This is a genomic window from Streptomyces sp. NPDC048473, assembly GCF_043200155.1.
GTDB lineage: Bacteria > Actinomycetota > Actinomycetes > Streptomycetales > Streptomycetaceae > Streptomyces.
Genome location: NZ_JBICXE010000005.1, coordinates 144,539 through 166,250, shown reverse-complemented (window position 1 = coordinate 166,250; position 21,712 = coordinate 144,539). Strand labels below are relative to the sequence as shown.

Here is a 21,712-nt window from a genome sequence, read left to right as displayed (position 1 = left end):
ATGCGTACCGACGGGGGGAGTGGCGCATGCTGGGTCCGCTGCGGGAGGACTCGCCCAGACGGATCGGGCCGTACGGGATACGGGCCCGGCTCGGCGCGGGCGGCATGGGGGAGGTCTTCCTCGGCACCCTGGACGGCGACGGCGAACCGGTCGCCGTCAAGACGGTCCGCCGCGACGTGGCCCAGGACCCAGGGTTCCGCAATCGCTTCCGTCGCGAGATCACCGTCGCCCGGTCCGTCGTCGGCCCCTGTCTCGCCCCGCTGCTCGACGGGAACGCCGACGCCGAAGTGCCCTGGCTCGCCACCGGATACGTGGCAGGACCGACTCTGTCCGCCGCCGTCCGCAGGGCGGGTGCGATGGACGAGGCCGAAGTACGGATGCTCGGCGCCGGACTCGCCCGCGCCCTGGCGGCCGTCCACGCGGCAGGAATCGTCCACCGGGATGTGAAGCCCGGCAACGTGATGCTCGCGGCGGACGGTCCGCGCCTCATCGACTTCGGCATCGCCCGGGACGCCGGCGCGACCCCGCTCACCACCACCAGCCGCATGGTCGGCAGCCCCGCCTTCATGTCCCCGGAACATGTGGCCGGCAGCGGACGCGTCGTCCCCGCCTCCGATGTCTTCTGCCTCGCCTCCGTGCTCTGTTACGCCGCCACCGGACGCGATCCCTTCGGGGACGGCCCGGTCGCCGCCGTGCTCTACCGGGTCAAGTACGTCGAGGCCGATCTCGGCGACGTCCCCGAGGCGCTCCGTGCCGTCCTGGAGGACTGCCTGGTCGCCGACCCTGCTTCTCGGCCCACCGCTGCGGAACTCGCGCAGCGGCTCACCCCCGACGCGGCCGCGCGGTGGCCGGAGCCGGTGGAGCGGCGCATCGCCGAGTACGGGCGCGAGCTGGCCCGGGTCATGGCGCTGGGCGGGCCGCTGCTGCCCGGGTACACACCGACCGAAGCGGCCACCGGAAGCCATGCCGCACCCCACCAACTACCTACCCAGGGACCTGACTTCACCCCGGGCCTGCACATCGCACCCACCCAGGGCCCCGGCCTCGCCCAGCCCCCGCGCCGCTCCCGTCGCGCCCTGGGCGCCGCCCTTGCCGCGCTGATCGTGCTGGGCGCGGCCACCGGGGGCATCCTGGCCTGGCGCAACAATCGTGGCGCCCCCGACGAGGCTTCCCCCGGGGGCGGTTCACCCGCAGCCGTCAGGATCGTGGCCGGTGTGGACGAGAACGGCGGCCCGGACGGCTCGGGCACGGTTCCGTACGGCCGCGATGTCCGTCCGGCGGGGTGGAAGAAGTCCTGGCAGGGGAAGTTCTCCGGGTCGCCGATCGGCTGCTCCGCGGGTCGCGACGTCGTGGTCTGCCGCAAGACGGACGGCACGTACGAGGCGCTGTCGGCGGCCGACGGCCACCGGATGTGGGTGCTCGACACGGGGGAGACCTCCCGTTCGGCGGGCTGGGGGCCCAGTCGCCAGTTCTTCATGCCGGCCGCTGCCACCCGCCCCACCGTGTACGACGACACCGTGCTGCTCGCCGCGGGCGACCGGCTGCAGTCGCTGGACGCCCGTACGGGGAAAGTCCGTTGGGAGACCCGGTCCGGCGGCGCGCACAACCTGGAAAGCGCGCCACTGGTCGTCGAAGGTCTGGTCTTCGCCGCCACCACATCGGTGCCCCAGGGCGCGACCCTCGCCGCGTACGACCTGAGGACCGGTGCCGAGAAGTGGCACAAGCCGCTGGCTCCGCAGGACATCTCCGACGCCCAGAAGGGCAACTTCTGGCCCGTCGCCACTGATGGCAAGGTGGTGTACGCCATCGGTGAAAACGCGCCGAAGGCGTTCAGGCCGAAGGACGGCGCGCTGCTGGGCACCGCGGGCAGCGAGGCCGTGCAGGGCGCCGGTGAGGGTACGAACTCCGGATGCGGGGATCTTCGGGTGCGGGGCGATCTCGCCTTCTGCACCGCCTACGCCTCCAACGGCAGCGCTTCCGGCTTCGGCTCCGACATGAGCGTGCTGCGGTTCTCGGCGGGGACGCTCAAGGCGCGGGGGCGGGTGCCGGTGGACCCCGCGCTCGTCGCCGAAGCGACCCCCACCGCGCTCGACGACCGGGTGATCGCCATCCGTCGGGGCAGTGAATACGTGCCGGACGTGCCCGATGAACTCGTCGTCGTCGGTCGCGTCAATGGCCGGGCTCTCGGCAGATTCCCGCTCGGCGGGAAGATGGCGCAGGGCATGAGCAACCCGGTCTCCGACGCCTTGATCGTCGCCGACACCGTGGTCTGGGCGGACAGCACGACGCTGTACACCGTCCCGGTCCGCCCCGACGGCACCCTCGGCTCACTCACCAGGACCCGGATTCCGGGCGCTCCGGGCCCGAGCAGGACACCGACGTACGACTCCGTCACCAATGGCGTCGATCTGGAGCAGGAACTGCTCGACCCGCAGGTACTGCCGCTCGGCGGTGTCGTGCATGTCGTGTACGACGACGGCACCGCGGTCTCCGTACCGCTGCCCGAGTGAACCGTCCGGCGAACGGCAGAGGAGCCGTGCAGTGATCGAGCCGCTTCCGGCCGGCCGGGCCCGGCTGATCGGCCCCTACCAGCTTCTCGGGCTGCTGGGCGCGGGCGGCATGGGCGAGGTGTATCTGGCCCGGCCGGCGGGTGCGCCGGAGACCCACGGCGGCCTGGTCGCGCTGAAGACCGTACGCGCCGATCTCGACCTCGACGACGGCTTCCGGATCCGCTTCCGCCGCGAGATCGACGCGGCGGGCGCCGTACGCAGCCCGCACACCGCGGCCCTCGTCGGCGGCGACGCGAACGGCCGACTGCCGTGGCTGGCGACCGAGTACGTCCCCGGCCCGTCGCTCGCCGAGGCGGTGACCCGCGGTGGGCCGATGCCCGAGCCGGTGGTGCGGGAGATGGGCGCCGGCCTCGCCCGCGCGCTCGCCGACATGCACGCCGTACGCGTACTCCACCGCGACCTCAAGCCGGGCAATGTGCTGCTCGGCGCCGATGGTCCCAAGGTGATCGACTTCGGGATCGCCCAGGCCTTCGACGCCACCCAGCTGACCCGGACCGGTGTCGTGGTGGGCAGCCCTGGCTACATCTCGCCCGAGCATGTCAACGGCTCACGCTCGCTCGTACCGGCGTCGGATGTGTTCTGCCTCGGCGCGGTGCTCGCCTTCGCGGCGACCGGGCGGGGGCCGTTCGACGACTCCGACATGGCGGCCGTCGTCTTCCGGATCTCCCAGGGCGAGGCCGAACTGTCCGGCGTACCAACGCAGTTGCGCGCTGTTATCGAGGCGTGCCTGCGCAGCGACGCCGAGGCCCGGCCGACCCCTCAGCAGTTGGCCGACATGCTGCTGCCGGGAGAGCGGTCGGGCGTGTCGGCCGCCGGATCGTTCCCTTGGACGGAAGCGATACGAGGGCAGCTCGCCGCGCATGCGGCCGGGGCACGCGCCGTCGCGGAGGCGGCTGTGCCGTCGGTTGCCGCACCACCGGTTCCGTTCCACGCACCGCACCTCGGTGGTCCGGCCCTCGCCCCGACGCCCGTCGTGCCCGTGTCCGTGCCGGGTGACCGGCAGGGGAACAGGGGACTGTGGATCGGGCTGGTGGCGGCTGCCGCGGTGGTGGGCGTGGTGCTCGGGGCGGTATTGCTGCCGGGGCTCTTCAGCGGGGACGGCGGAGGCGACGACAACGCGGGAGGAACCGGCGGTGGCACGGCGAATCCGACCGCTTCCGCCTCGGACACCGCGCGGGCCAAGGCCGGGCCCGCCGTCATTCCGGGCGCGGACGCGGGGCACACCGGCGATTTCGGGACAGCCGCCGCGGATGTTTCCACCAAACCGGCGGGCTGGAAGGCATGGAAGGCCAAGATCGCGGACGGCCCGGTGGAGTGCGTACTCGCGGATGCGTCCCTGGTCTGCGGCGGCCCGCAGCGCATCACCGTGCTGGACGCCGCGAACGGCAAGCAGCGCTGGCAGACCCCGCCGGGAACGGCGGGCACCGCCCCGGCCTCGGTGGCCGCCGTCATCGGCACCACCGTGTACGCCTTCGAGGACGGTGCCCTGATGGCGCGCGGCCTGACCGACGGCGCCGAGAAATGGCGGGAGCCGCTGCCCGACGGCACCCGGGTGGCCGACTCCGTCCAGTCCGGCGGCGTCCTCTACTACGCCACGAAGGCCACCGGCAGCGGTGCGGGTGCCGGCCGGATCGTCGCCCACGAGCTGACCGGACAGCACCCCCGCAAGTGGGACAGTCCGTGGGACGACCCGGCCGCCGAAGCCGAACTGTCCTTCGCCGACGGCCGGCTCGTCGCGGTCGGCGATGGCGTCACCGTCCTGAAGAGCGCGGACGGCGCACGGCTGGGCGGCATCGGGGCCGGTGACATCACCTGCCGTACGCCGGTCCTGAAGGGGAAGGAACTCCTCTGCGCGGGCTCGAACGGCCTGACGGTCGTCGATGCGGCGGCCCCGCAGAACCGCCGCACGATCGCCGACGGTGTGGACATCGCCTACCGGCCTGCCGTGTCACGCGACGGCAAGGTCGTGGTGAGCAGCCGGCAGAGGGTGTACGTGATCAAGCTGGCCGACGGCGGGCTGATCTGGGAGGGGGATGACGCGTCCGAGGGACTGGAGACCCAGGGAGCGCCGATCGTGGTCGGCGACAAGGTCTTCGTCGTCGACGGGTACGGAGTGGGGGCCTACCGCCTGGCTGCGGCCAAGGAGGAGAACGTGGGCTCCAAGATGTACACAGGATGGCCCGGAGCCCCCGGTGATCCGCTTGATCCGGCGCACATCTCGTTCGTCGCGCAGGGTGACGCACTGTTCCTGAGCTTCAGCGACGGGACGGCCCTGTCGGGCAACGCGCCCTGACAATCCGCCGGACCGGGGCCCTCAGTCGTCGTCGTGGTCGTCCCGGTCGTCCCCGTGGTCGTCGTGACGGTCATGGTTGTCGTCCGAACGGTCCACCGTGACCTTGGCCGTCTTCGCGTCGACGTTCAGCTCGTGCTGCTTGCCGTCCTTGCCCCGGACGTCGACCTCCCAGTGCAGCGCCCCGCCGCTCCGGCCGTCGCTGTCGTCCAGGTCGATCGACGTCACGGTCCCGGGCGTCGCCTTGAGCGCCGCGTCGACCGCCGCGTTCAGCGAGACGGGGGCCGACCTGGGCGCATGCCGGTCGCGATCGTCGTCATCGTCGGAGACATGCTTGCCGAGCACCTTGCCGTTGCCCGCGTCCACCGTCACGTCGTGCCAGACCCTGTCGGAGCCGTACACGTCGAGCTCCCAGACCCGCCCGCCGTCCTCGTCGTCCAGCTCGGCCTCGGTGACCGTTCCCGGGACGGCCCCGACGGCGGCCGAGGCCGCGTCCTGGACGCCGATGCGGGTGGTGCTGCCGCTCGCCGTGCTGCTCCTGGTGTCGCGGTCGTGGCTGTTGTCGTCCGCGAAGGCGACGGCCGTGGCGGCTCCGCCGCCGACGAGCACGGCCGCGGTGACGGCGGCGATGGCGATCTTGTGCTTCATGAGGGTTCCTCCCCGATCGGGTTGCCGGTTTCGACACGGTCCACACTGCCGGGGTGATGCTGAACGCAGCCTGAAGCCACCTGAAGCCGTCTTCAGGTTCGGTTTGCGACCCTGTGCGTATGCGCCTGTTGATCGTGGAGGACGAGAAGCGGCTGGCGATGTCCCTGGCCGGGGGACTCACCGCCGAGGGCTTCGCCGTGGATGTCGTGCACGACGGCCTCGAAGGGCTGCACCGGGCCGCCGAGGGAGCGTACGACCTCGTCGTCCTCGACATCATGCTGCCCGGGATGAACGGATACCGGGTCTGCGCCGCCCTGCGCGCCGCCGGCCATGAGATGCCGATCCTGATGCTGACGGCGAAGGACGGGGAGTACGACGAGGCGGAGGGCCTCGACACCGGGGCCGACGACTACCTGACCAAGCCCTTCTCGTACGTCGTACTGGTAGCCAGGATCCGGGCGCTGCTGCGGCGCCGGGGCGGCGGTTCCGGCTCGCCGGTGCTCACCGTCGGCTCCCTGCGCATGGACACCGCCGCCCGCCGGGTGCACCTGGGCCCGGCCGAAATCACCCTCACCACCAAGGAGTTCGCGGTGCTGGAACAGCTTGCGCTGCGGCCCGGGCAGGTGGTGAGCAAGGCGGACATCCTGGAACACGTCTGGGACTTCGCCTACGACGGCGACCCGAACATCGTCGAGGTGTATGTGAGTGCGCTGCGGCGCAAGCTCGGCGCGGCCGCCATCCGTACGGTGCGCGGCGCCGGTTACCGGCTGGAGGCGCTGTGAGGTCGGTACGGGCCAGGGCCGCACTCGGTGCCACGGCGGTGGTCGCCCTCGCGCTGATCGGCGCCGGGCTCGCCGTGCTCCTCGTCCTGCGCGCCAACCTCACCGACCAGGCGGGGCTGCAGGCCGAGGTGGTGGCCCGTGAGGTGGCCGGGCAACTGGCCCTCGATGTGCCGTACGACCGGCTGGAGATGCGCGAGGAGGAGGACCACCCGGTCCAGGTGACCGACGAGGACGGGCGCGTGGTGGCCGTCTCCAAGGACCTGGAGGCGATCTCGGGCACCGGTACGGAGCAGGTCAAGCCGGCCCCGTCACCGGCCGCAGGAAATTCTGACGACGACGGCAGCAATGGCGACGGACGCGATGGCGACGGACGCGATGACGACGGAAGCGATGACGGCGACGACGATCACAGCACCCCGGGCCGCGGTGAAGTCGACTCCGGTGAACCGGACTTCAGCAACGGCACCGCCACCGTCGACGGCGACACGGCCGACTACCGCTTCGCGTCCGTGCGGGCGACCACCTCGGCCGGGGTGACCCTGACCGTCCACGCGGGCGCCCCACTGGCCGCCGAGCAGGAGGCCGTGGGCACGGTGCGCGGTGCGATGCTGATCGGGCTGCCGGTGCTGCTGCTCGTCGTCGCCGGGGTCACCTGGCTGGTGACCCGGCGGGCGCTGCGCCCGGTCGAGGGCATCCGGCGCGAGATGGCCGCGATCACCGCGTCCGAGGATCTGAGCAGGCGGGTGCCGGAGCCCGGTTCGCGCGACGAGATCGCCCGGCTGGCCCGTACCACCAACGAGACCCTGACGGCCCTTGAGGCATCGGTGGACCGGCAGCGGCGCTTCGTGGCGGATGCCTCGCACGAACTGCGCAGCCCGATCGCCTCCCTGCGCACCCAGCTGGAGGTGGGCGCCGCGCATCCGGAGCTGCTGGACGTGCCGGGCGCGGTCGCCGACACCGTACGGCTGCAGGCGCTGGCGGCCGATCTGCTGCTGCTGGCACGGCTGGACGCGGGGGAGCGGCCGGGCCGTACGACGCTGGACCTGGGCGCGCTGGTCCATGAGGAGGTCTCGCAGCGCACCGGCGACCGGATTCCGGTGGCGGTGTCCGTGCCGGACTCCGGTGCGTTCGAAGTGGCCGGTTCGCGTGGGCAGTTGGCGCGGGTGATCGGCAATCTGCTGGACAACGCCGAGCGTCATGCGGAGCGCGCGGTGGCGGTCTCGGTGCGCGGCGAACGGGGCGGCGCGGTCGTCGCGGTCACCGACGACGGCGCAGGGGTGCCGCCGGACGAGCGCGAGCGGATCTTCGAGCGTTTCGTACGTCTCGACGACGCCCGTACGCGGGACGAGGGCGGTGCCGGTCTGGGCCTCGCCATCGCCCGTGACGTCGCAGCCCGGCACGGCGGCCGGCTGACGGTGGACGGTGCGCCGGAGGGCGGCGCACGGTTCGAGCTGTGGCTGCCGGGCGCCGGCTGAAACGCCGCCTCCGCCCCGCAGGTCACACCTTGCCGCGGCGCCCCCGCAGATGATCCGCGACCGGGGCCAGCGCCGCGTGCAGGTCCGCCAGTGCCTCCGGCGTCAACAGGTCCATGAAGTGCTTGCGCACCGACGCCACGTGGTGGGGCGCCACCTTCCGCATCGTCTCCGCGCCGTCCTCGGTGAGGACCGCGTACAGTCCGCGCCGGTCCGACTCGCAGTTCTCCCTGCGGACCAGCCCCGCGTTCTCCATGCGGGTGATCTGGTGCGAGAGCCTGCTCTTGGACTGCAGAGTCGCGGCGGCGAGGTCGCTCATCCGCATGCGCTGGTCGTCCGACTCCGAGAGGTTGACCAGGATCTCGTAGTCGTTGTTGGTCAGGCCGAACGGCTGGAGGTCCTTCTCCAGCTGGTGCATCAGCAGCCTGCTGACGTCCAGGTGGGTGCGCCAGGCGCACTGCTCCGCGTCGTTCAGCCAGCGAGTGGCCGTCTCGGTCTCCATGTATGGATTCTACCTAAGAAGTTGAAAGCCGGACGAAGTGGGGAGGTGTGACGCCCGGCACCCGCTCGGAGACGGGCTCGGGTGCGGGGTGCAGACGTTCGACGTCACACTCCGCAGACTACCGTTCACAAACCGAAGCGGCGTTGGAGGTCCCCGAGCTGACCGGGCAGACGGGGTGTGGAGCCGGGTTGACCCGCACCACCCGGTACCCCGGCCTGCGCCGGAGTCGCCCCCGTCGGCTGCTCGGGCATCAGGATCTCGGTCGACTGGAGCAGCACCGTACCCGCCCCGACGAACTCGAACTGGTGCTCCTCACCCGAAGTGCCGCCGATCCCGGTCAGCGACCGCAGCCCGCCCATCACGCCTGTCATATAGCCGTGGTCGTAGTGATGGCACGGCGAGGGGCAGTCCGCCCAGCCCACCAGGGCCTGCGGATCGACCCGCAGCGGCGGCTCCATGAAGACCACCGGACCGTTGGACGCGGCCACGAACTTCCCCGTACCGATCAGAGTCAGAAAGCCCGGCACGATGGACTGCTTGAGTGCCAGGGTCGGCTGGTACGCGAGGAGATTGCCGGACCGGATCGTCAGATTCCCGTCCTCCAGGTCGTACGAGTTCACATCGAAGGCCCGGTCCGCGAGGAGCATCTTGCCGCTGCCCTCGGCCACCACCCAGTCGCTCGCGTGCAGCGGCGAGTGGAAGCTCGTACGGATCAGCCGATCGAAGCGCCCGTGGCCGATGCCGTTGAACTCGATCCGCCCGTAATAGGCGATCATCTTGCCCTTCTGCAGGAACCACTGGCTCCCCTTGAGCTCCACACAGAAGGTGTACGAGTTGACGTTGTCGTCCGACGGCAGCGTCATCGGGTCGAAGACCACGGGCGTGCTCACAGCTTCTCCTCCGAGGCCTGGACGTACACCGCGCCACTGCCGCTCAGCTCCAGCTGGAACGCCTCGCCGGAGCCGCGCCCCACCATGTCCCGCCAGCCGAGCGCGGTGGAGAGCTTGTTGCGTACGTCGCCGTGGTGCGCGACATACGCCTGCGGATCCACATGCACCTCGCGGCCCGGCGTGATCGGCAGTTCGATCACCCCTCCGTGTGCCATCACCGCGACCGCGCCATGACCCTTGAGGGTGGTGGTGAACAGCCCCTGCCCGGTCACCTGACCGCGCACCATGCCCATCACCCCGCCCTGCGAACCCATGAACATCGTGCCCTGCTGCAGCGTCCCGTCGAAGGCGAGCAGCCGGTCGGCCTCCACGTACAGGGTGTCGCCGGACAGGTTGATCACCTGGATGTGATGGCCGCCATGGCCGAACATCACCGTGCCGCTGCCCTCGACGGTCATCAGCGGGGTCGCCTCATTGGCCACCCGGCGGCCGATCATCGACATCACGCCGCCCTGGCCGCCCTGGATGTTCGGCGTGAACGACACCTCGCCGCGATAGGCGAGCATCGCGCCGCGCTGGCTGTACATCTTCTGGCCGGGGAGCACCGTCGCCTCGACCATCTTCGAGTTGATCTCACGGAACGGCATCAGACATCGCCCCCGATGGTGTTCCGCTCGCTCGGCTGCACGTAGACGAGACCCTCGCCCTCGAACCGGATCTGGAAGGACTCGCCCGAGCCCTCGCCCATCAGCGTCCGGAAGTTCACGCCGGACTGGAAGTGCTGCTGCAGATTGCCCTGATGCGCGATGTAGGCGCCGGGGTCGACGAACAGCGGGTACTGGGCCGACACCCGCAGCGCCACGGCCGAACCGTCCGACATGATCGCCACCTGCCCGGTGCCCTCGACGGTGGTGGTGAACAGGCCGTTGCCCGTCGCCCCGCCGCGCAGGCCGGTGAAGGTGGTGCCGGTGCGCAGCCCGGCGTCGGTGCAGAGCAGATTGCTCGCCTCCACGTAGAGCTTGTCGCCGTGCAGCGAGACGAGGCTGATCTCGCTCGCGCGGTCGGCGAAGTAGCAGGTGCCCTGCCCGGTCACCTCCATCACGGTCATCTGCTCGCCGGTCAGCCGGCGGGTCACCATGCCGCGCAGGCCGTCACCGCCACCGGTCATCTTCTTGAACGTCATCCGGCCGTCGTACGCGACCATCGAGCCGTTCTTCGCCTTGACGGCGTCGCCGGTCAGGTCGACGGCGAGCGTTCTGCTGCCTTGGAGTCGGAACATTGCCACGGAGCGACGGTAACGGCAGGACCCCGGCCGGGACAGGGCCCCGGGGATGAACCGGCACCCTGAACCGCCCCTGATACGCATCCGGTACGGGACCTGTACGCAACCGGGACGTATCCCGTACGGGGGAAGGCGGCAGGCGGCAGGGGCGGCACGTGACACGCGACCGGAGACATACCGCCCCCGGCACCGGGCGCCGCCCGTGCCGATGCCACAATGGGTTGCGCTTGTGCCTGTATTCACAAGCCGTCACGATCCTCCCACCGAAGGTGCCCTCGTGGACATCAAGACCGCTACCGCCCTGCACCGGCTGCGCCTCATCTCGATTCCCGAGGCGCTCTCCTTCCCGGCGCTGATCATCTTTGGCTCGATCCTCAGCCGGGTCTCCGACATCGACTTCCTGATGATGCCGCTCGGCATCATCCACGGCGTGCTCTTCGTGATCTACGCCGTCCTGCTGCTCGACGTCTGGTCCAAGACCAAGTGGCCGCTGAAGCGCGTCGCGTTCTTCTTCCTGCTCGCGCTGCTGCCGTTCGGCGGGCTGTACGGCGACAAGGTACTCAAGCGCTACGAGGCCGACGGCGTCATCGCCGCCCGCGCCCGCCGGGAAGGCGTGGTCAGCGCATGATTGTCGCGTTCTCGGTCAGTCCGCTGGGCGTCGGTGAGGACGTCGGCGAGTACGTCGCCGACGCCGTCCGGGTCGTCCGCGAGTCCGGGCTGCCCAACCGTACGGACGCCATGTTCACCTCCATCGAGGGCGAGTGGGACGAGGTCATGGACGTCGTCAAGCGGGCCGTGGCCGCCGTCGAGGCCCGCGCCGGACGAGTCTCCCTCGTGCTGAAGGCCGACATCCGCCCCGGTGTCACCGACGGCCTGACCTCCAAGGTCGAGACGGTCGAGCGGTACCTCGGGGAAACGGACTGACACCCGTCCGTTCGCGTGACCCGACGAGCCCCCGGCCCCACCCGGCCGGGGGCTCGTCTCATTCCGGCGGGCGGTGCTCCGGCACGGCCAGGGCGATCCCGAGCGGCGTCCGCTCGTACAGCACCTGATGTCCGTACCGGCGCGAAGTGAGCAGCCCCGCCGCGCGCAGCACCGACAGATGTTCCGACACCGAGGAGACCGCGAGGCCCAGCCGGTGCGCGAGCGCGCTCGTCCCGGCCGGCTCGTCGAGCGCGCACAGGACATCGGCCCGGCCCCGGCCGAGCAGCCGCGCGAGCACCTGCGGGGTACGGTCGGCCGGCTCCGTCCACAGCCCGCCGATCCCGCGCGCCGGATAGATGATCGCCGGCTGCCACGGTGGCTCGAAGCCGCTGACCGCGTCCGGCCAGCAGAAGACGCTGGGGATCAGGACGAGCCCCTGCCCGCCGAGCACCCGGGTGTGCCGGCCGTGCGTCCCGACGATGGTGAGCGTCGAATCCGACCAGCTCAGCTGGGGGCTCAGCTCACCCAGCAACCGCTCGAAGCCGACCGCGGCGAGCCGCCGCGAGTGGTAGGCGATGTCCGCCTCCAGCAGGGCGCGCAGCCGCGGCCAGTGCGGCTCGATCAGCACCCGCCAGGCCTCCTCCAGCAGATCGGCCAGTTCCCGGACGGCCCGGACGGGATCGGCGAGCATCGCCTGCCCGGTGGGGGAGTGCAGCACCTCCGGCCGGCCCGCCAGCGTCAGCGCGAAGTCCTGGCGGGCGAGTTCGGGATCGACGGACCGCACCCCCGCGATCTCCTCCTCGAAGGTGGTGACCGGTCCGGGCGGCGGCGGGCTGAAGAAGTCGGGACTGTGCCCGCGCCGCGCCATCAGCAGCCACAGCGGCCCGAGATCGAGCCCGGCGGCCGCGTCCCGGATCAGCCGCAGCCACGGCAGGTGATACCCGTGCCGCTCGGGCTGGGCCAGCACACGCACGGCGGACTGGGTCTCCCCGAGCGGCGAGAGCGCGAACCGGCAGCGGAGCAGGTCGCTCTCGTCGAGATGCAGATGGAACGACATGTACGGCCCCCTGTACGGCCCGCCCTCGCGAAGTTTCGGCGTGGGCCGAAAGTCTACGGAGAACCGCTGCGGCCCCGCAGGCTGCGCCCATGCCGACAGACACCGAAAACTCTGCGGACCGCCCCCGCGACGCAACGGAGGTGACGGCCCCGTCCGCCTCCCGCGGCTACGGTCCCGTCCTCGCCGTGCGGGAGTTCCGGGCGGTCTTCATCGCCCATCTGCTCTCCCTGCTCGGCGTCATCGTCAGCGAGCTCGCCCTCACCGTCCTCGTGTACGGCCTCACCGGCTCGCCTCTGCTCAGCGCCCTCACCTTCGCGCTCGGCTTCCTCCCGTACCTCGTCGGAGGCACGCTCTTCGCCGGGGTCGCCGACCGGTACCCCGCCCGCCGGGTCCTTGTCACCTGCGATCTGATCTGCGCGGGCTGCGTCACCGTGATGGTGCTGCCGGGCACCCCGGTCGGCGGACTGCTCGCGCTGCGCTGCGTGGTCGCCGCCGTGTCACCCGTTTTCACCGGGACGCGGATGGCCGCGCTCGCCGACATCCTGGGCGGGGGCGACCTTTACGTACTCGGCCGCTCGCTGCTGCGGATCGTCTCGCAGAGCGCGCTGCTCGCCGGCTTCGGTGTGGGCGGTGTGCTGCTCGCCGCGCTGTCCCCGCGCGGGGCGATCACGATCACCGCGGTGACCTTCCTCTGCTCGGCGGCCCTGCTCCGCTTCGGCACCCGTGACCGGCCGGCCAGGTCCGGCGGGGACGGCGGTGGCGCCCTGCTCAAGAATTCGCTCGCCGGAGCCCGTACCGTCCTCGCCAATCGCAGGATCCGCGCGCTGATGCTGCTGTTCTGGCTGCCCCCGCTGTTCGTCGTCGCACCGGAGGCGCTCGCCGCACCGTACGCGGACGAGATCGGCGTGGGGCCGGTCGCGCTCGGACTGCTGATGTGCGCGATGCCGGTCGGGCAGATCGCCGCCGAACTGTACGTGGGCACCGCGCTGACCCCCCGCCTGCGCTCCCTGATCGTGCTGCCGGCCGCCGCCGTGGGAATGCTGCCCCTGGTGGTGTACGGATTCCGCCCGGGCATGGTCCCGACCGTGCTGGCGCTGGCGCTCACAGGGGCGGGTGCGGCGTACGTCATCGGCCTCGACCAGTGGCTCGTCGCCGCCGTACCGGAAGCGCTGCGCGGCCGGGCCATGACCCTGCTCACCGCCGGACTGATGACGCTCCAGGGCGTCGGCATGGCCCTCGCCGGGCTCGCCGCCGAATTCTTCCCCGTACATCAGGTGATCGCCGGAGCCGGGGCGGCCGGCACCCTGTGCGTGCTGCTGCTCGTCCTGGAAGTCGGGAGAACCGCACCCACCGACCGCATTCGGACCGAAGTTCGAGACGGGGCTGACCAGCATATGACCAGTGGGTAAGGTCGATGCCGTGCCGAAGCCGCTCAGTCTCCCCTTCGATCCCATCGCCCGCGCCGACGAACTCTGGCAGCAGCGCTGGGGTCCGGTGCCCTCGATGGGGGCGATCACCTCGATCATGCGCGCGCAGCAGATCCTGCTCGCCGAGGTCGACGCGGTCGTCAAACCGTACGGACTGACCTTCGCGCGGTATGAGGCGCTGGTGCTGCTCACCTTCTCCAAGGCCGGTGAGCTGCCGATGTCCAAGATCGGTGAGCGGCTCATGGTCCACCCCACCTCCGTCACGAACACCGTGGACCGGCTGGTGCGCTCCGGCCTGGTCGCCAAGCGCCCCAACCCGAACGACGGCCGCGGAACCCTCGCCTCCATCACCGACAAGGGCCGCGAGGTCGTCGAGGCCGCGACCAAGGACCTGGTCCACATGGAGTTCGGGCTCGGGGTGTACGACGCCGAGGAGTGCGCGGAGATCTTCGCCATGCTGCGGCCGCTGCGGATCGCGGCCCAGGATTTCGAAGAGGCTTAGGACAACATTTCGAGGGCCCGGCCCGCTGCAAGATCGCCCGGGGCGTCCGGTTACGCTCGATTCCATGAAACGCAGTGTGCTGACCCGGTACCGGGTGATGGCCTACGTCACCGCAGTCATGTTGCTGGTGCTCTGCACCTGCATGGTCTTCAAGTACGGCTTCGAGATGGGCGAGGATCTGACGCTCGTCGTCTCCCAGATCCATGGCGTGCTCTACATCATCTACCTCATCTTCGCCTTCGACCTGGGCTCCAAGGCGAAGTGGCCGGTGGGCAAGCTGCTCTGGGTGCTGATCTCCGGCACCATCCCGACGGCCGCGTTCTTCGTCGAGCGCAAGGTCGTCCGCGAGGTCGAGCCGCTGGTCGCCGACGGTTCTCCCGTGGCCGTCAAGGCCTGATCCGCCCGGACCGGGCCCGGCCCGCCCCGCACCACCCGAACCGCCCCGTGCAAAGCACCGGGCGGTTTGCCATCGACATTTACTAGGACGTCCTAGTAAATTCGATGGTATGGACGCTGACGCGATCGAGGAAGGCCGCCGCCGCTGGCAGGCCCGTTACGACAAGGCCCGCAAGCGTGACGCGGACTTCACCACACTCTCCGGAGATCCTGTGGAACCCGCGTACGGCCCCCGCCCCGGGGACACGTACGAGGGATTCGAGCGGATCGGCTGGCCCGGCGAGTACCCCTTCACCCGGGGGCTCTACCCGACCGGCTACCGCGGCCGGACCTGGACCATCCGCCAGTTCGCCGGCTTCGGCAACGCCGAGCAGACCAACGAGCGATACAAGATGATCCTCGCCGCGGGCGGCGGCGGGCTCAGTGTCGCCTTCGACATGCCGACGCTGATGGGCCGCGACTCCGACGACCCCCGCTCGCTCGGCGAGGTCGGGCACTGCGGCGTGGCCATCGATTCCGCCGCCGACATGGAGATCCTCTTCAAGGACATCACGCTCGGCGATGTCACGACATCCATGACGATCAGCGGACCCGCCGTCCCCGTCTTCTGCATGTATCTGGTCGCCGCCGAGCGCCAGGGCGTCGACCCGGGCGTGCTCAACGGCACGCTCCAGACCGACATCTTCAAGGAGTACATCGCGCAGAAGGAGTGGCTCTTCCAGCCCGAGCCCCATCTGCGTCTCATCGGCGACCTGATGGAGTACTGCGCCCGCGACATCCCCGCCTACAAGCCGCTCTCCGTCTCCGGTTACCACATCCGCGAGGCCGGGGCGACGGCCGCGCAGGAGCTCGCGTACACCCTCGCCGACGGCTTCGGTTACGTGGAGCTCGGCCTCTCCCGCGGTCTTGACGTCGACACCTTCGCGCCCGGTCTCTCCTTCTTCTTCGACGCGCACCTCGACTTCTTCGAGGAGATCGCCAAGTTCCGCGCGGCCCGCCGGATCTGGGCCCGCTGGATGAAGGAGACATACGGCGCCAGGACCGACAAGGCGCAGTGGCTCCGCTTCCACACCCAGACCGCCGGTGTATCGCTCACCGCCCAGCAGCCGTACAACAACGTCGTACGGACCGCGGTCGAGGCGCTCTCCGCCGTCCTCGGCGGCACCAACTCGCTGCACACCAACGCCCTCGACGAGACCCTCGCGCTCCCCTCCGAGCAGGCCGCCGAGATCGCGCTGCGCACCCAGCAGGTGCTGATGGAGGAGACCGGCGTCGCCAATGTGGCCGACCCGCTGGGCGGTTCCTGGTACGTCGAGCAGCTCACCGACCGGATCGAGGCCGACGCCGAGAAGATCTTCGACCAGATCAAGGAGCGCGGCACCCGGGCGCACCCGGACGGGCAGCACCCCATCGGGCCGATCACCTCCGGCATCCTGCGCGGCATCGAGGACGGCTGGTTCACCGGCGAGATCGCCGAGTCCGCCTTCCGGTACCAGCAGTCGCTGGAGAAGGGCGACAAGCGCGTCGTCGGCGTCAACGTCCACCACGGCTCGGTCACCGGCGACCTGGAGATCCTGCGGGTCAGCCACGAGGTCGAGCGCGAGCAGGTCCGGGTGCTCGGCAGCCGCAAGGACGCCCGCGACGACGCACGGGTCACGTCGGCGCTGGACGCGATGCTGGCCGCCGCCCGCGACGGCTCCAACATGATCGGGCCGATGCTCGACGCGGTGCGGGCCGAGGCGACGCTCGGTGAGATCTGCGGTGTCCTGCGCGACGAGTGGGGCACCTACACGGAGCCGCCCGGCTTCTGACGGGCAGTCGGTGGCCGCACCCGGCAGCCGCAGCCCGCCCCGCTACGCGGAGGCCGCCGCCCCCAGCCCCGCGAGCAGCAGTACGGTGAAGCGCCGGGCCCAGTCCTCGTCGACGGGCTCGGCGCTCACCAGGGCCCGGTGCACGACCGCACCGGCGATCACATCGAAGATCAGATCGGCGGTCGCCGCCGCCACATCCTCGTCCTGTTCGACGGGCAACTCCCCGCGCTCCTGGGCCCGTTTGCGCCCCTGGAGCACCAGCCGCTTCTGCCGGTCCACGATCGAGTCGCGGATCCGGGTCCGCAGCGCCTCGTCGCGGGTCGACTCCGCGACCACCGCCATCAGTGCCGTCTGGGTCTCCGGCCGCTCCAGCAGCGCGGCGAACTGCAGCACCACCGCCTGCACATCGGCCGACAGGCTGCCCAGATCGGGCAGTTCCAGCTCGTCGAAGAGGACCGCGACGGCGTCCACGACCAGTTCGTTCTTGCCCGCCCACCGCCGGTACAGGGTCGTCTTGGCGACCCCGGCCCGCGTCGCCACATCGCCCATCGTCAGCTTCGACCAGCCGAGGTCGACCAGGGAGGCTCTGGTCGCCTCCAGGATCGCTTCATCGGCCGCGGCGCTGCGGGGACGTCCCGTTCGAAGGGGTTTGGGATGGCTGTGGCTCAGCATGCCGTGACCATACCGGTCAGTAAGTAGAACCGGCCGGTCCCGTTCACCGTGAGACAGATCACCGAATGCACTTGTGCGCGAGGGGTGTCGGGAAGTTACGCTACGGGTCGTAGCGTAAAGACGATGGTCTTGCCGTCGTAACGCCACGACCGAACGACAGCCACAGGCACCGGGTGGGGACCCGGCGCCGAAACGGGTCTTTCAGGGGCCCTCGGACCGTGTCTGTCCGTGCCTCCCGCACACCGGCGGGGACCGCGGACGGGTGCGGTTCCGGTATCGCTTTCCGTATCGGCGTGCCAAGGGGGGAGGATGTACGTATGCAGCCTAGGAACATGTCCATGAGCGGCGTCGTCGACCTCGCCGCGGTGAAGGCGGCCGGCGAGGCCAAGGAGAAGGCGGAGCAGGCCCGTGCCGAGGCCGCCCGGCAGGGTGGCGGCGGTGCCGTGCCGCCGTCCGCCCTGGTGATCGATGTCGATGAGGCGGGCTTCGAGAGCGATGTCCTGCAGCGCTCCGCCGAGGTCCCGGTCGTCATCGACTTCTGGGCCGAGTGGTGCGAGCCGTGCAAGCAGCTGGGGCCGCTCCTTGAGCGCCTGGCCCATGAGTACAGCGGCCGCTTCGTGCTGGCCAAGGTCGATGTCGACGCCAACCAGATGCTGATGCAGCAGTTCGGCATCCAGGGCATCCCGGCGGTCTTCGCCGTCGTCGCCGGGCAGGCCCTCCCGCTCTTCCAGGGCGCGGCCCCCGAGGCCCAGATCCGGCAGACGCTCGACCAGCTGATCCAGGTCGGCGAGGAGCGGTTCGGGCTCACCGGAATCGTGGTCGACCAGGACGCGGCCGCTGCCGAGGAGGCCGGCGAGGCTCCTGCCGAGGCACCCGCCGGACCGTACGACGCCCTGCTCGAAGCGGCCGTGCAGGCCCTGGACGCCAGTGACTTCGCCGGTGCCGTCGAGGCGTACAGGAACGTCCTGTCCGACGACCCGGCCAATACGGAGGCCAAGCTCGGTCTCGCCCAGGCCGAACTGCTCGCCCGGGTCAAGGACATGGACCCGCAGCAGGTCCGCAAGGGCGCCGCGGAGAACCCGGCCGATGTCACGGCGCAGCTCGCTGCCGCCGATCTGGACCTGGTCGGCGGTCATGTCGAGGACGCCTTCGGGCGGCTCGTGGAGACGGTGCGCCGTACTTTCGGCGACGACCGGGACGTGGCGCGGGTGCGGCTGCTGGAGCTGTTCGAGGTGATCGGCCCCGACGATCCGCGGGTCGGCGCCGCGCGTACGGCGCTGGCGCGGGTCTTGTTCTGATGTGACAACGCGGCCGTGGCACCCCCGGGGTGCCACGGCCGTTTTCGCGATCAGGCGATAAGAGACGCCTCTGCTTTACCAAATCTTGATAAAGGTACGGCCTGTTACTCGCAGTAAACCGCCCCTCGGGATCTGTCCGCATAAGGACCCCGATTTTCCCTTTCTCCTTCCGTTCGATGCCACCCTGTGTGGCCGGGCGATGCCGCCCGGTCGCGCATCGGTTATCGGGCCGTTACTAGCGAGTAACGAACCCCCTTGTGCCGCGGGCGGGAATGCACCACGATCGGCCAGGCTCGGTCCAATAACGCCAGCCCGGCTGCCAGCCGGTGCGGCGGCCCTGTTGGGTCCCCACCGAGTGGGTCGGCGGCAGTGGCGCCGACTCCGGACAGGGGGGTTCCTGCCGTCCGGCAGGGCCTGTCCGAACAGGTTGCGCGAATGCGTGGCCAGTGGTTGTCGCTCGGGGGTGATCGCCGGTGATTCGGACGCGGTTCCTGCCTCCGTACGCGGGCGCTCTCCTTTCCGAGGACGTAGCACTTCTCCCATCCCAGGACGGGCCCAGGCCCGGACCGGAGATGTACGTCCGAGAAGGAGGAAAATTTATGAGTTCCCAGGTTCGTGGCGGCACCAGATGGAAGCGTTTCGCTCTGGTCATGGTGCCGAGCGTCGTCGCGACCGCCGCAGTGGGTGTCGGTCTCGCGCAGGGCGCCCTCGCGGCGTCGTTCAGCGTGTCCGGCCAGAGCTTCAAGGTGCGTGCGGACAGTCTCGTCGGCCACAACTTCGTGCAGTACGGCAGTGTGGCCACCGGTACGGACCCCGCGGGCAAGAACGGGGCGCACGCCGTAGCCGTGTCCGGCTTCAGCGACGCCACGATCACCAACATGTGCCAGTCGGTGGTCACTCCGAACCTTCCGTTCGGCCTCGGCACTGTCACGCTGGTGCTGAACGCGGGTACGGATCCGAAGAAGCCGGTCCAGGCGACCAATCTGTACCTGGATGTCTCCGAGCTCGACGCGGACGCCGAGTTCAAGAACATCGACATCGGTGTTGCTGCGGGTTCCCTCAAGGACCCGAACAACCCTGATTCGATCGGCATCCAGCCTCGCACCCAGGCGAACCCGAACGGCTTCGCGCAGCGCGCCGAAGAAGCCAAGCTGACCAACGTGGAGCAGACGGCGTGGGCGACCACCGCCGGCACCTTCAAGCTCAGCAACCTGAGCCTGCGGTTGAAGTCGGGCACCCAGGAGTGCTACTAGCACTCGCCCGGGTGGCCGGAGCGCCCCTCGGGGTCTCCGGCCGCCCACCTTTTCTCTTCTCACAGCAGTACCGGTTCCAGGGAGCTGTTTTCCATGAGCCCCGAGTCCACAGGGCAGAACGAGCACTACCTCCGCGTCTTCCGGCGGGGATTCCGCACCTGGCGGGGTAACCGGCCGTTCTGGGCGGGCCTGTTCACCATGGTGGGTGGTCTACCCATCGCGTACTTCCCGTACGCCAATATGCACCTCGGCAACGTCACGCTGGCGATGTCCACGACCGCCGGTGCGGGGTCACTGATCATCGGGATCCTGCTGATCACGCTGGGCCTCACGATGTGGTTCCACCACATCGTAAGAGTGTTCGCCGGAGTTGCCGCGATCCTGCTGGCGCTGATCTCCATACCGGTCGCCAACATCGGCGGATTCCTGATCGGCTTCCTGTTCTCCCTGCTCGGTGGGGCGCTCTCCATCTCCTGGGCCCCGGGCGAGCCGAAGCCCGACTCCGTGGATGCCGGTGCGCAAGGCCAGACGTCCGAGGACGCCGGTTTCGGGACGAAGGAGCCCGAACCCGAGTTCCAGAGCACGGCAGCGGTGCCCCAGCAGCGGCCGGAGAAGTACGACACGACAGTTGAGGTCGACGGCGGGAGGCATCGTGCGGGGTGACGAGACGCAGCTGAACTCGACCGGGGAGGACCTCCGGACGAGAAGCGGACCGCGCCACGCGGCCCCCAGGAAGTCGTTGCTGACGAAGCTGCACATACCCGCCGGCAAGGCTTTCGCCCTCGCCGCGATGCCGACGGCCGTATTCGTGGGCATGGGGCTCACCCCCAAGCTCGCGCTGGCCGACGACAGCACGGACATTCCCTTCGCGCCCGGCCCCTGCGTGACCCGCTCCGACGAGCCGAGCGAATCGCCGTCCCCGTCCGCATCGGAGACGAAGTCGCCGTCCCCGTCCCCGTCCGCCACCGATTCCGGTGGCAAGGGCGCCACGGCGACGCCGAAGCCCTCGGCGACCCCGTCGGCGAGCGACGCGGCGAAGCCGGAGACGAAGGCCGCCGACGCACCCGCCGCCGCGCCGAGCGCCTCGCCCACACCCACGAAGTCGACGAACCCGCTCGACCCGCTGGGCGTGGGCGACGCACTCAAAGACCTCTTCGACGGACCGGACAAGGAGACGGCGAGCCCGTCCCCGAGCGCCACCACCGCGTCCCCGAAGCCGTCGCAGAGCGATGACGCCAAGCCCGCGGAGAAGGTCACCGACGCTGCGAAGGAGACGGCCGACAAGACCGCCGCCGCCATCCGCGACGCAGCGGACAAGGCCGGCAAGTCGGTCAAGGAGCTCGACGACAGCGCCAAGGGGCTCGACGCCAAGAAGGACGAGGACATCCCGGACGGCGCCAAGGAGCGCTTCCCGTGTCCGACCGCCGACCCCGAGGCGCTGGCCGCGGCCGACCTGGAAACGGGCGTCCCGCTGCTCCCGACCGACCCGTGGATCCTGGACAGCTCGATGCTCACCCTCAACGGGCTCGACTACAAGGGCATCGTCGAGGTGAAGACGCAGGACGGCACCATCAAGAAGGTGCTGAAGTTCACCGCGAGCTCCGTCGACATCAAGGACCTCCACCAGCTGACGGTCGGCCCGGCCGGCACCACGGCCCATGTCCAGGCGCGGGAGGGCTCCACGTCCACCATCCGCAACGGCACGGTGACCATGTACACGGAGGAGCTGAAGGGCAACCTCTTCGGCCTCATCCCGGTCACGTTCAGCCCACAGACACCGCCGCCGGTGAACGTACCCTTCGCCTTCTTCACCAAGGTCAAGGTGACCCAGGCCGGCCAGTTCGGCGGCACGCTCAAGGTGCCCGGACTGCACAACTACTTCACCGGCGGCAACAGCTAGCCGACACCGACCCGTTCGGGAGCCGCACAAGACCGT

General features: G+C 70.3%; 21 protein-coding genes. 14 read left to right on the top strand and 7 right to left on the bottom strand.

Annotated elements, in window-relative coordinates; genetic code table 11:
- The first annotated feature begins 26 nt into the window (after positions 1 to 26).
- A complete protein-coding gene (locus ACGFU7_RS11230) occupies positions 27 to 2,510 on the top strand; it encodes a PQQ-binding-like beta-propeller repeat protein (protein ID WP_393694493.1) in 2,484 nt (827 codons plus the stop codon).
- Positions 2,511 to 2,541: 31 nt separating this feature from the next.
- Complete coding sequence (locus ACGFU7_RS11225; RefSeq protein ID WP_393694491.1) at positions 2,542 to 4,863, top strand: protein kinase; 2,322 nt, start codon at positions 2,542 to 2,544, stop codon at positions 4,861 to 4,863.
- 21 nt (positions 4,864 to 4,884) lie between these two features.
- On the opposite strand, the gene ACGFU7_RS11220 is transcribed toward ACGFU7_RS11225, so the two are convergent.
- Entirely contained in the window at positions 4,885 to 5,508 is a 624-nt protein-coding gene (locus tag ACGFU7_RS11220) for a PepSY domain-containing protein (RefSeq protein WP_393694489.1), read from the bottom strand.
- 119 nt (positions 5,509 to 5,627) lie between these two features.
- On the opposite strand from ACGFU7_RS11220, the gene ACGFU7_RS11215 reads away from it, so the two are divergent.
- Positions 5,628 to 6,290, top strand: coding sequence for a response regulator transcription factor (locus ACGFU7_RS11215; protein ID WP_393694487.1), 663 nt, complete (start codon positions 5,628 to 5,630; stop codon positions 6,288 to 6,290).
- Positions 6,287 to 7,765 carry an ATP-binding protein gene (locus ACGFU7_RS11210; RefSeq protein WP_393694485.1) on the top strand — a complete coding sequence of 493 codons (1,479 nt, stop codon included), beginning with the start codon at positions 6,287 to 6,289 and terminating at the stop codon, positions 7,763 to 7,765. Before ACGFU7_RS11215 ends, ACGFU7_RS11210 begins: the two co-directional genes overlap by 4 nt.
- A gap of 22 nt (positions 7,766 to 7,787) precedes the next feature.
- Here the strand turns inward: ACGFU7_RS11210 and ACGFU7_RS11205 are convergent, their stop codons facing one another.
- The 4 genes from ACGFU7_RS11205 to ACGFU7_RS11190 all read right to left on the bottom strand — a co-directional run bounded on the left by ACGFU7_RS11205 (position 7,788) and on the right by ACGFU7_RS11190 (position 10,433).
- Positions 7,788 to 8,264: a MarR family winged helix-turn-helix transcriptional regulator gene (locus ACGFU7_RS11205; RefSeq protein WP_393694483.1), complete on the bottom strand. Its 477-nt coding sequence runs from the start codon at positions 8,262 to 8,264 to the stop codon at positions 7,788 to 7,790.
- A gap of 125 nt (positions 8,265 to 8,389) precedes the next feature.
- Positions 8,390 to 9,154: an AIM24 family protein gene (locus ACGFU7_RS11200; protein WP_393694481.1), complete on the bottom strand. Its 765-nt coding sequence runs from the start codon at positions 9,152 to 9,154 to the stop codon at positions 8,390 to 8,392.
- Entirely contained in the window at positions 9,151 to 9,801 is a 651-nt protein-coding gene (locus ACGFU7_RS11195) for an AIM24 family protein (protein WP_351256246.1), read from the bottom strand. The genes ACGFU7_RS11200 and ACGFU7_RS11195 overlap by 4 nt, the downstream gene beginning before the upstream one ends.
- Complete coding sequence (locus tag ACGFU7_RS11190; RefSeq protein ID WP_393694903.1) at positions 9,801 to 10,433, bottom strand: AIM24 family protein; 633 nt, start codon at positions 10,431 to 10,433, stop codon at positions 9,801 to 9,803. Before ACGFU7_RS11190 ends, ACGFU7_RS11195 begins: the two co-directional genes overlap by 1 nt.
- 280 nt (positions 10,434 to 10,713) lie before the next feature.
- On the opposite strand from ACGFU7_RS11190, the gene ACGFU7_RS11185 reads away from it, so the two are divergent.
- Together ACGFU7_RS11185 and ACGFU7_RS11180 are read left to right on the top strand one after the other, a co-directional pair.
- Positions 10,714 to 11,064 (top strand): DUF3817 domain-containing protein, encoded by a 351-nt coding sequence (locus tag ACGFU7_RS11185; RefSeq protein WP_093898564.1) that lies wholly within the window; start codon positions 10,714 to 10,716, stop codon positions 11,062 to 11,064.
- Positions 11,061 to 11,360, top strand: coding sequence for an MTH1187 family thiamine-binding protein (locus ACGFU7_RS11180; RefSeq protein WP_393694479.1), 300 nt, complete (start codon positions 11,061 to 11,063; stop codon positions 11,358 to 11,360). Before ACGFU7_RS11185 ends, ACGFU7_RS11180 begins: the two co-directional genes overlap by 4 nt.
- Positions 11,361 to 11,418: 58 nt before the next feature.
- Here the strand turns inward: ACGFU7_RS11180 and ACGFU7_RS11175 are convergent, their stop codons facing one another.
- Positions 11,419 to 12,417: a DUF5937 family protein gene (locus ACGFU7_RS11175; protein ID WP_393694477.1), complete on the bottom strand. Its 999-nt coding sequence runs from the start codon at positions 12,415 to 12,417 to the stop codon at positions 11,419 to 11,421.
- An 89-nt stretch (positions 12,418 to 12,506) separates the two neighbouring features.
- Between ACGFU7_RS11175 and ACGFU7_RS11170 the strand changes: the two genes are divergently transcribed.
- The 4 genes from ACGFU7_RS11170 (at position 12,507) to ACGFU7_RS11155 (ending at position 16,553) form a co-directional block, all read left to right on the top strand.
- Positions 12,507 to 13,826 (top strand): MFS transporter, encoded by a 1,320-nt coding sequence (locus ACGFU7_RS11170; protein ID WP_393694475.1) that lies wholly within the window; start codon positions 12,507 to 12,509, stop codon positions 13,824 to 13,826.
- Between the two features lie 10 nt (positions 13,827 to 13,836).
- On the top strand, positions 13,837 to 14,346 hold the full coding sequence (locus ACGFU7_RS11165) for a MarR family winged helix-turn-helix transcriptional regulator (protein WP_393694473.1): 510 nt from the start codon (positions 13,837 to 13,839) through the stop codon (positions 14,344 to 14,346).
- A 64-nt stretch (positions 14,347 to 14,410) separates the two neighbouring features.
- Positions 14,411 to 14,743: a DUF3817 domain-containing protein gene (locus ACGFU7_RS11160; RefSeq protein WP_393694471.1), complete on the top strand. Its 333-nt coding sequence runs from the start codon at positions 14,411 to 14,413 to the stop codon at positions 14,741 to 14,743.
- Positions 14,744 to 14,852: 109 nt separating this feature from the next.
- On the top strand, positions 14,853 to 16,553 hold the full coding sequence (locus ACGFU7_RS11155) for a methylmalonyl-CoA mutase (RefSeq protein WP_393694469.1): 1,701 nt from the start codon (positions 14,853 to 14,855) through the stop codon (positions 16,551 to 16,553).
- Between the two features lie 42 nt (positions 16,554 to 16,595).
- Here ACGFU7_RS11155 and ACGFU7_RS11150 read toward each other — a convergent pair whose 3' ends face one another.
- Positions 16,596 to 17,225, bottom strand: a complete 630-nt coding sequence (locus ACGFU7_RS11150) for a TetR/AcrR family transcriptional regulator (RefSeq protein ID WP_393694467.1) — start codon at positions 17,223 to 17,225, stop codon at positions 16,596 to 16,598.
- A gap of 317 nt (positions 17,226 to 17,542) precedes the next feature.
- On the opposite strand from ACGFU7_RS11150, the gene ACGFU7_RS11145 reads away from it, so the two are divergent.
- The 4 genes from ACGFU7_RS11145 (at position 17,543) to ACGFU7_RS11130 (ending at position 21,676) form a co-directional block, all read left to right on the top strand.
- Positions 17,543 to 18,523, top strand: coding sequence for a tetratricopeptide repeat protein (locus ACGFU7_RS11145; protein ID WP_393694466.1), 981 nt, complete (start codon positions 17,543 to 17,545; stop codon positions 18,521 to 18,523).
- A gap of 599 nt (positions 18,524 to 19,122) precedes the next feature.
- Positions 19,123 to 19,776 carry a DUF6230 family protein gene (locus ACGFU7_RS11140; protein WP_393694465.1) on the top strand — a complete coding sequence of 218 codons (654 nt, stop codon included), beginning with the start codon at positions 19,123 to 19,125 and terminating at the stop codon, positions 19,774 to 19,776.
- Between the two features lie 93 nt (positions 19,777 to 19,869).
- On the top strand, positions 19,870 to 20,439 hold the full coding sequence (locus ACGFU7_RS11135; protein WP_393694464.1) for a DUF6114 domain-containing protein: 570 nt from the start codon (positions 19,870 to 19,872) through the stop codon (positions 20,437 to 20,439).
- Positions 20,429 to 21,676, top strand: coding sequence for a hypothetical protein (locus ACGFU7_RS11130; protein ID WP_393694463.1), 1,248 nt, complete (start codon positions 20,429 to 20,431; stop codon positions 21,674 to 21,676). Before ACGFU7_RS11135 ends, ACGFU7_RS11130 begins: the two co-directional genes overlap by 11 nt.
- Positions 21,677 to 21,712: the final 36 nt, after the last annotated feature.

Excerpts from the sequence above, each read along its gene's own strand:
- ACGFU7_RS11230 (WP_393694493.1), top strand. The coding sequence starts at position 27 with ATGCTGGGTCCGCTGCGGGAGGACTCGCCCAGACGGATCGGGCCGTAC.
- ACGFU7_RS11220 (WP_393694489.1), bottom strand. The coding sequence starts at position 5,508 with ATGAAGCACAAGATCGCCATCGCCGCCGTCACCGCGGCCGTGCTCGTC.
- ACGFU7_RS11215 (WP_393694487.1), top strand. The coding sequence starts at position 5,628 with ATGCGCCTGTTGATCGTGGAGGACGAGAAGCGGCTGGCGATGTCCCTG.
- ACGFU7_RS11205 (WP_393694483.1), bottom strand. The coding sequence starts at position 8,264 with ATGGAGACCGAGACGGCCACTCGCTGGCTGAACGACGCGGAGCAGTGC.
- ACGFU7_RS11195 (WP_351256246.1), bottom strand. The coding sequence starts at position 9,801 with ATGCCGTTCCGTGAGATCAACTCGAAGATGGTCGAGGCGACGGTGCTC.
- ACGFU7_RS11190 (WP_393694903.1), bottom strand. The coding sequence starts at position 10,433 with ATGTTCCGACTCCAAGGCAGCAGAACGCTCGCCGTCGACCTGACCGGC.
- ACGFU7_RS11180 (WP_393694479.1), top strand. The coding sequence starts at position 11,061 with ATGATTGTCGCGTTCTCGGTCAGTCCGCTGGGCGTCGGTGAGGACGTC.
- ACGFU7_RS11175 (WP_393694477.1), bottom strand. The coding sequence starts at position 12,417 with ATGTCGTTCCATCTGCATCTCGACGAGAGCGACCTGCTCCGCTGCCGG.
- ACGFU7_RS11170 (WP_393694475.1), top strand. The coding sequence starts at position 12,507 with ATGCCGACAGACACCGAAAACTCTGCGGACCGCCCCCGCGACGCAACG.
- ACGFU7_RS11160 (WP_393694471.1), top strand. The coding sequence starts at position 14,411 with ATGAAACGCAGTGTGCTGACCCGGTACCGGGTGATGGCCTACGTCACC.
- ACGFU7_RS11155 (WP_393694469.1), top strand. The coding sequence starts at position 14,853 with ATGGACGCTGACGCGATCGAGGAAGGCCGCCGCCGCTGGCAGGCCCGT.
- ACGFU7_RS11150 (WP_393694467.1), bottom strand. The coding sequence starts at position 17,225 with ATGCTGAGCCACAGCCATCCCAAACCCCTTCGAACGGGACGTCCCCGC.
- ACGFU7_RS11145 (WP_393694466.1), top strand. The coding sequence starts at position 17,543 with ATGCAGCCTAGGAACATGTCCATGAGCGGCGTCGTCGACCTCGCCGCG.
- ACGFU7_RS11140 (WP_393694465.1), top strand. The coding sequence starts at position 19,123 with ATGAGTTCCCAGGTTCGTGGCGGCACCAGATGGAAGCGTTTCGCTCTG.
- ACGFU7_RS11135 (WP_393694464.1), top strand. The coding sequence starts at position 19,870 with ATGAGCCCCGAGTCCACAGGGCAGAACGAGCACTACCTCCGCGTCTTC.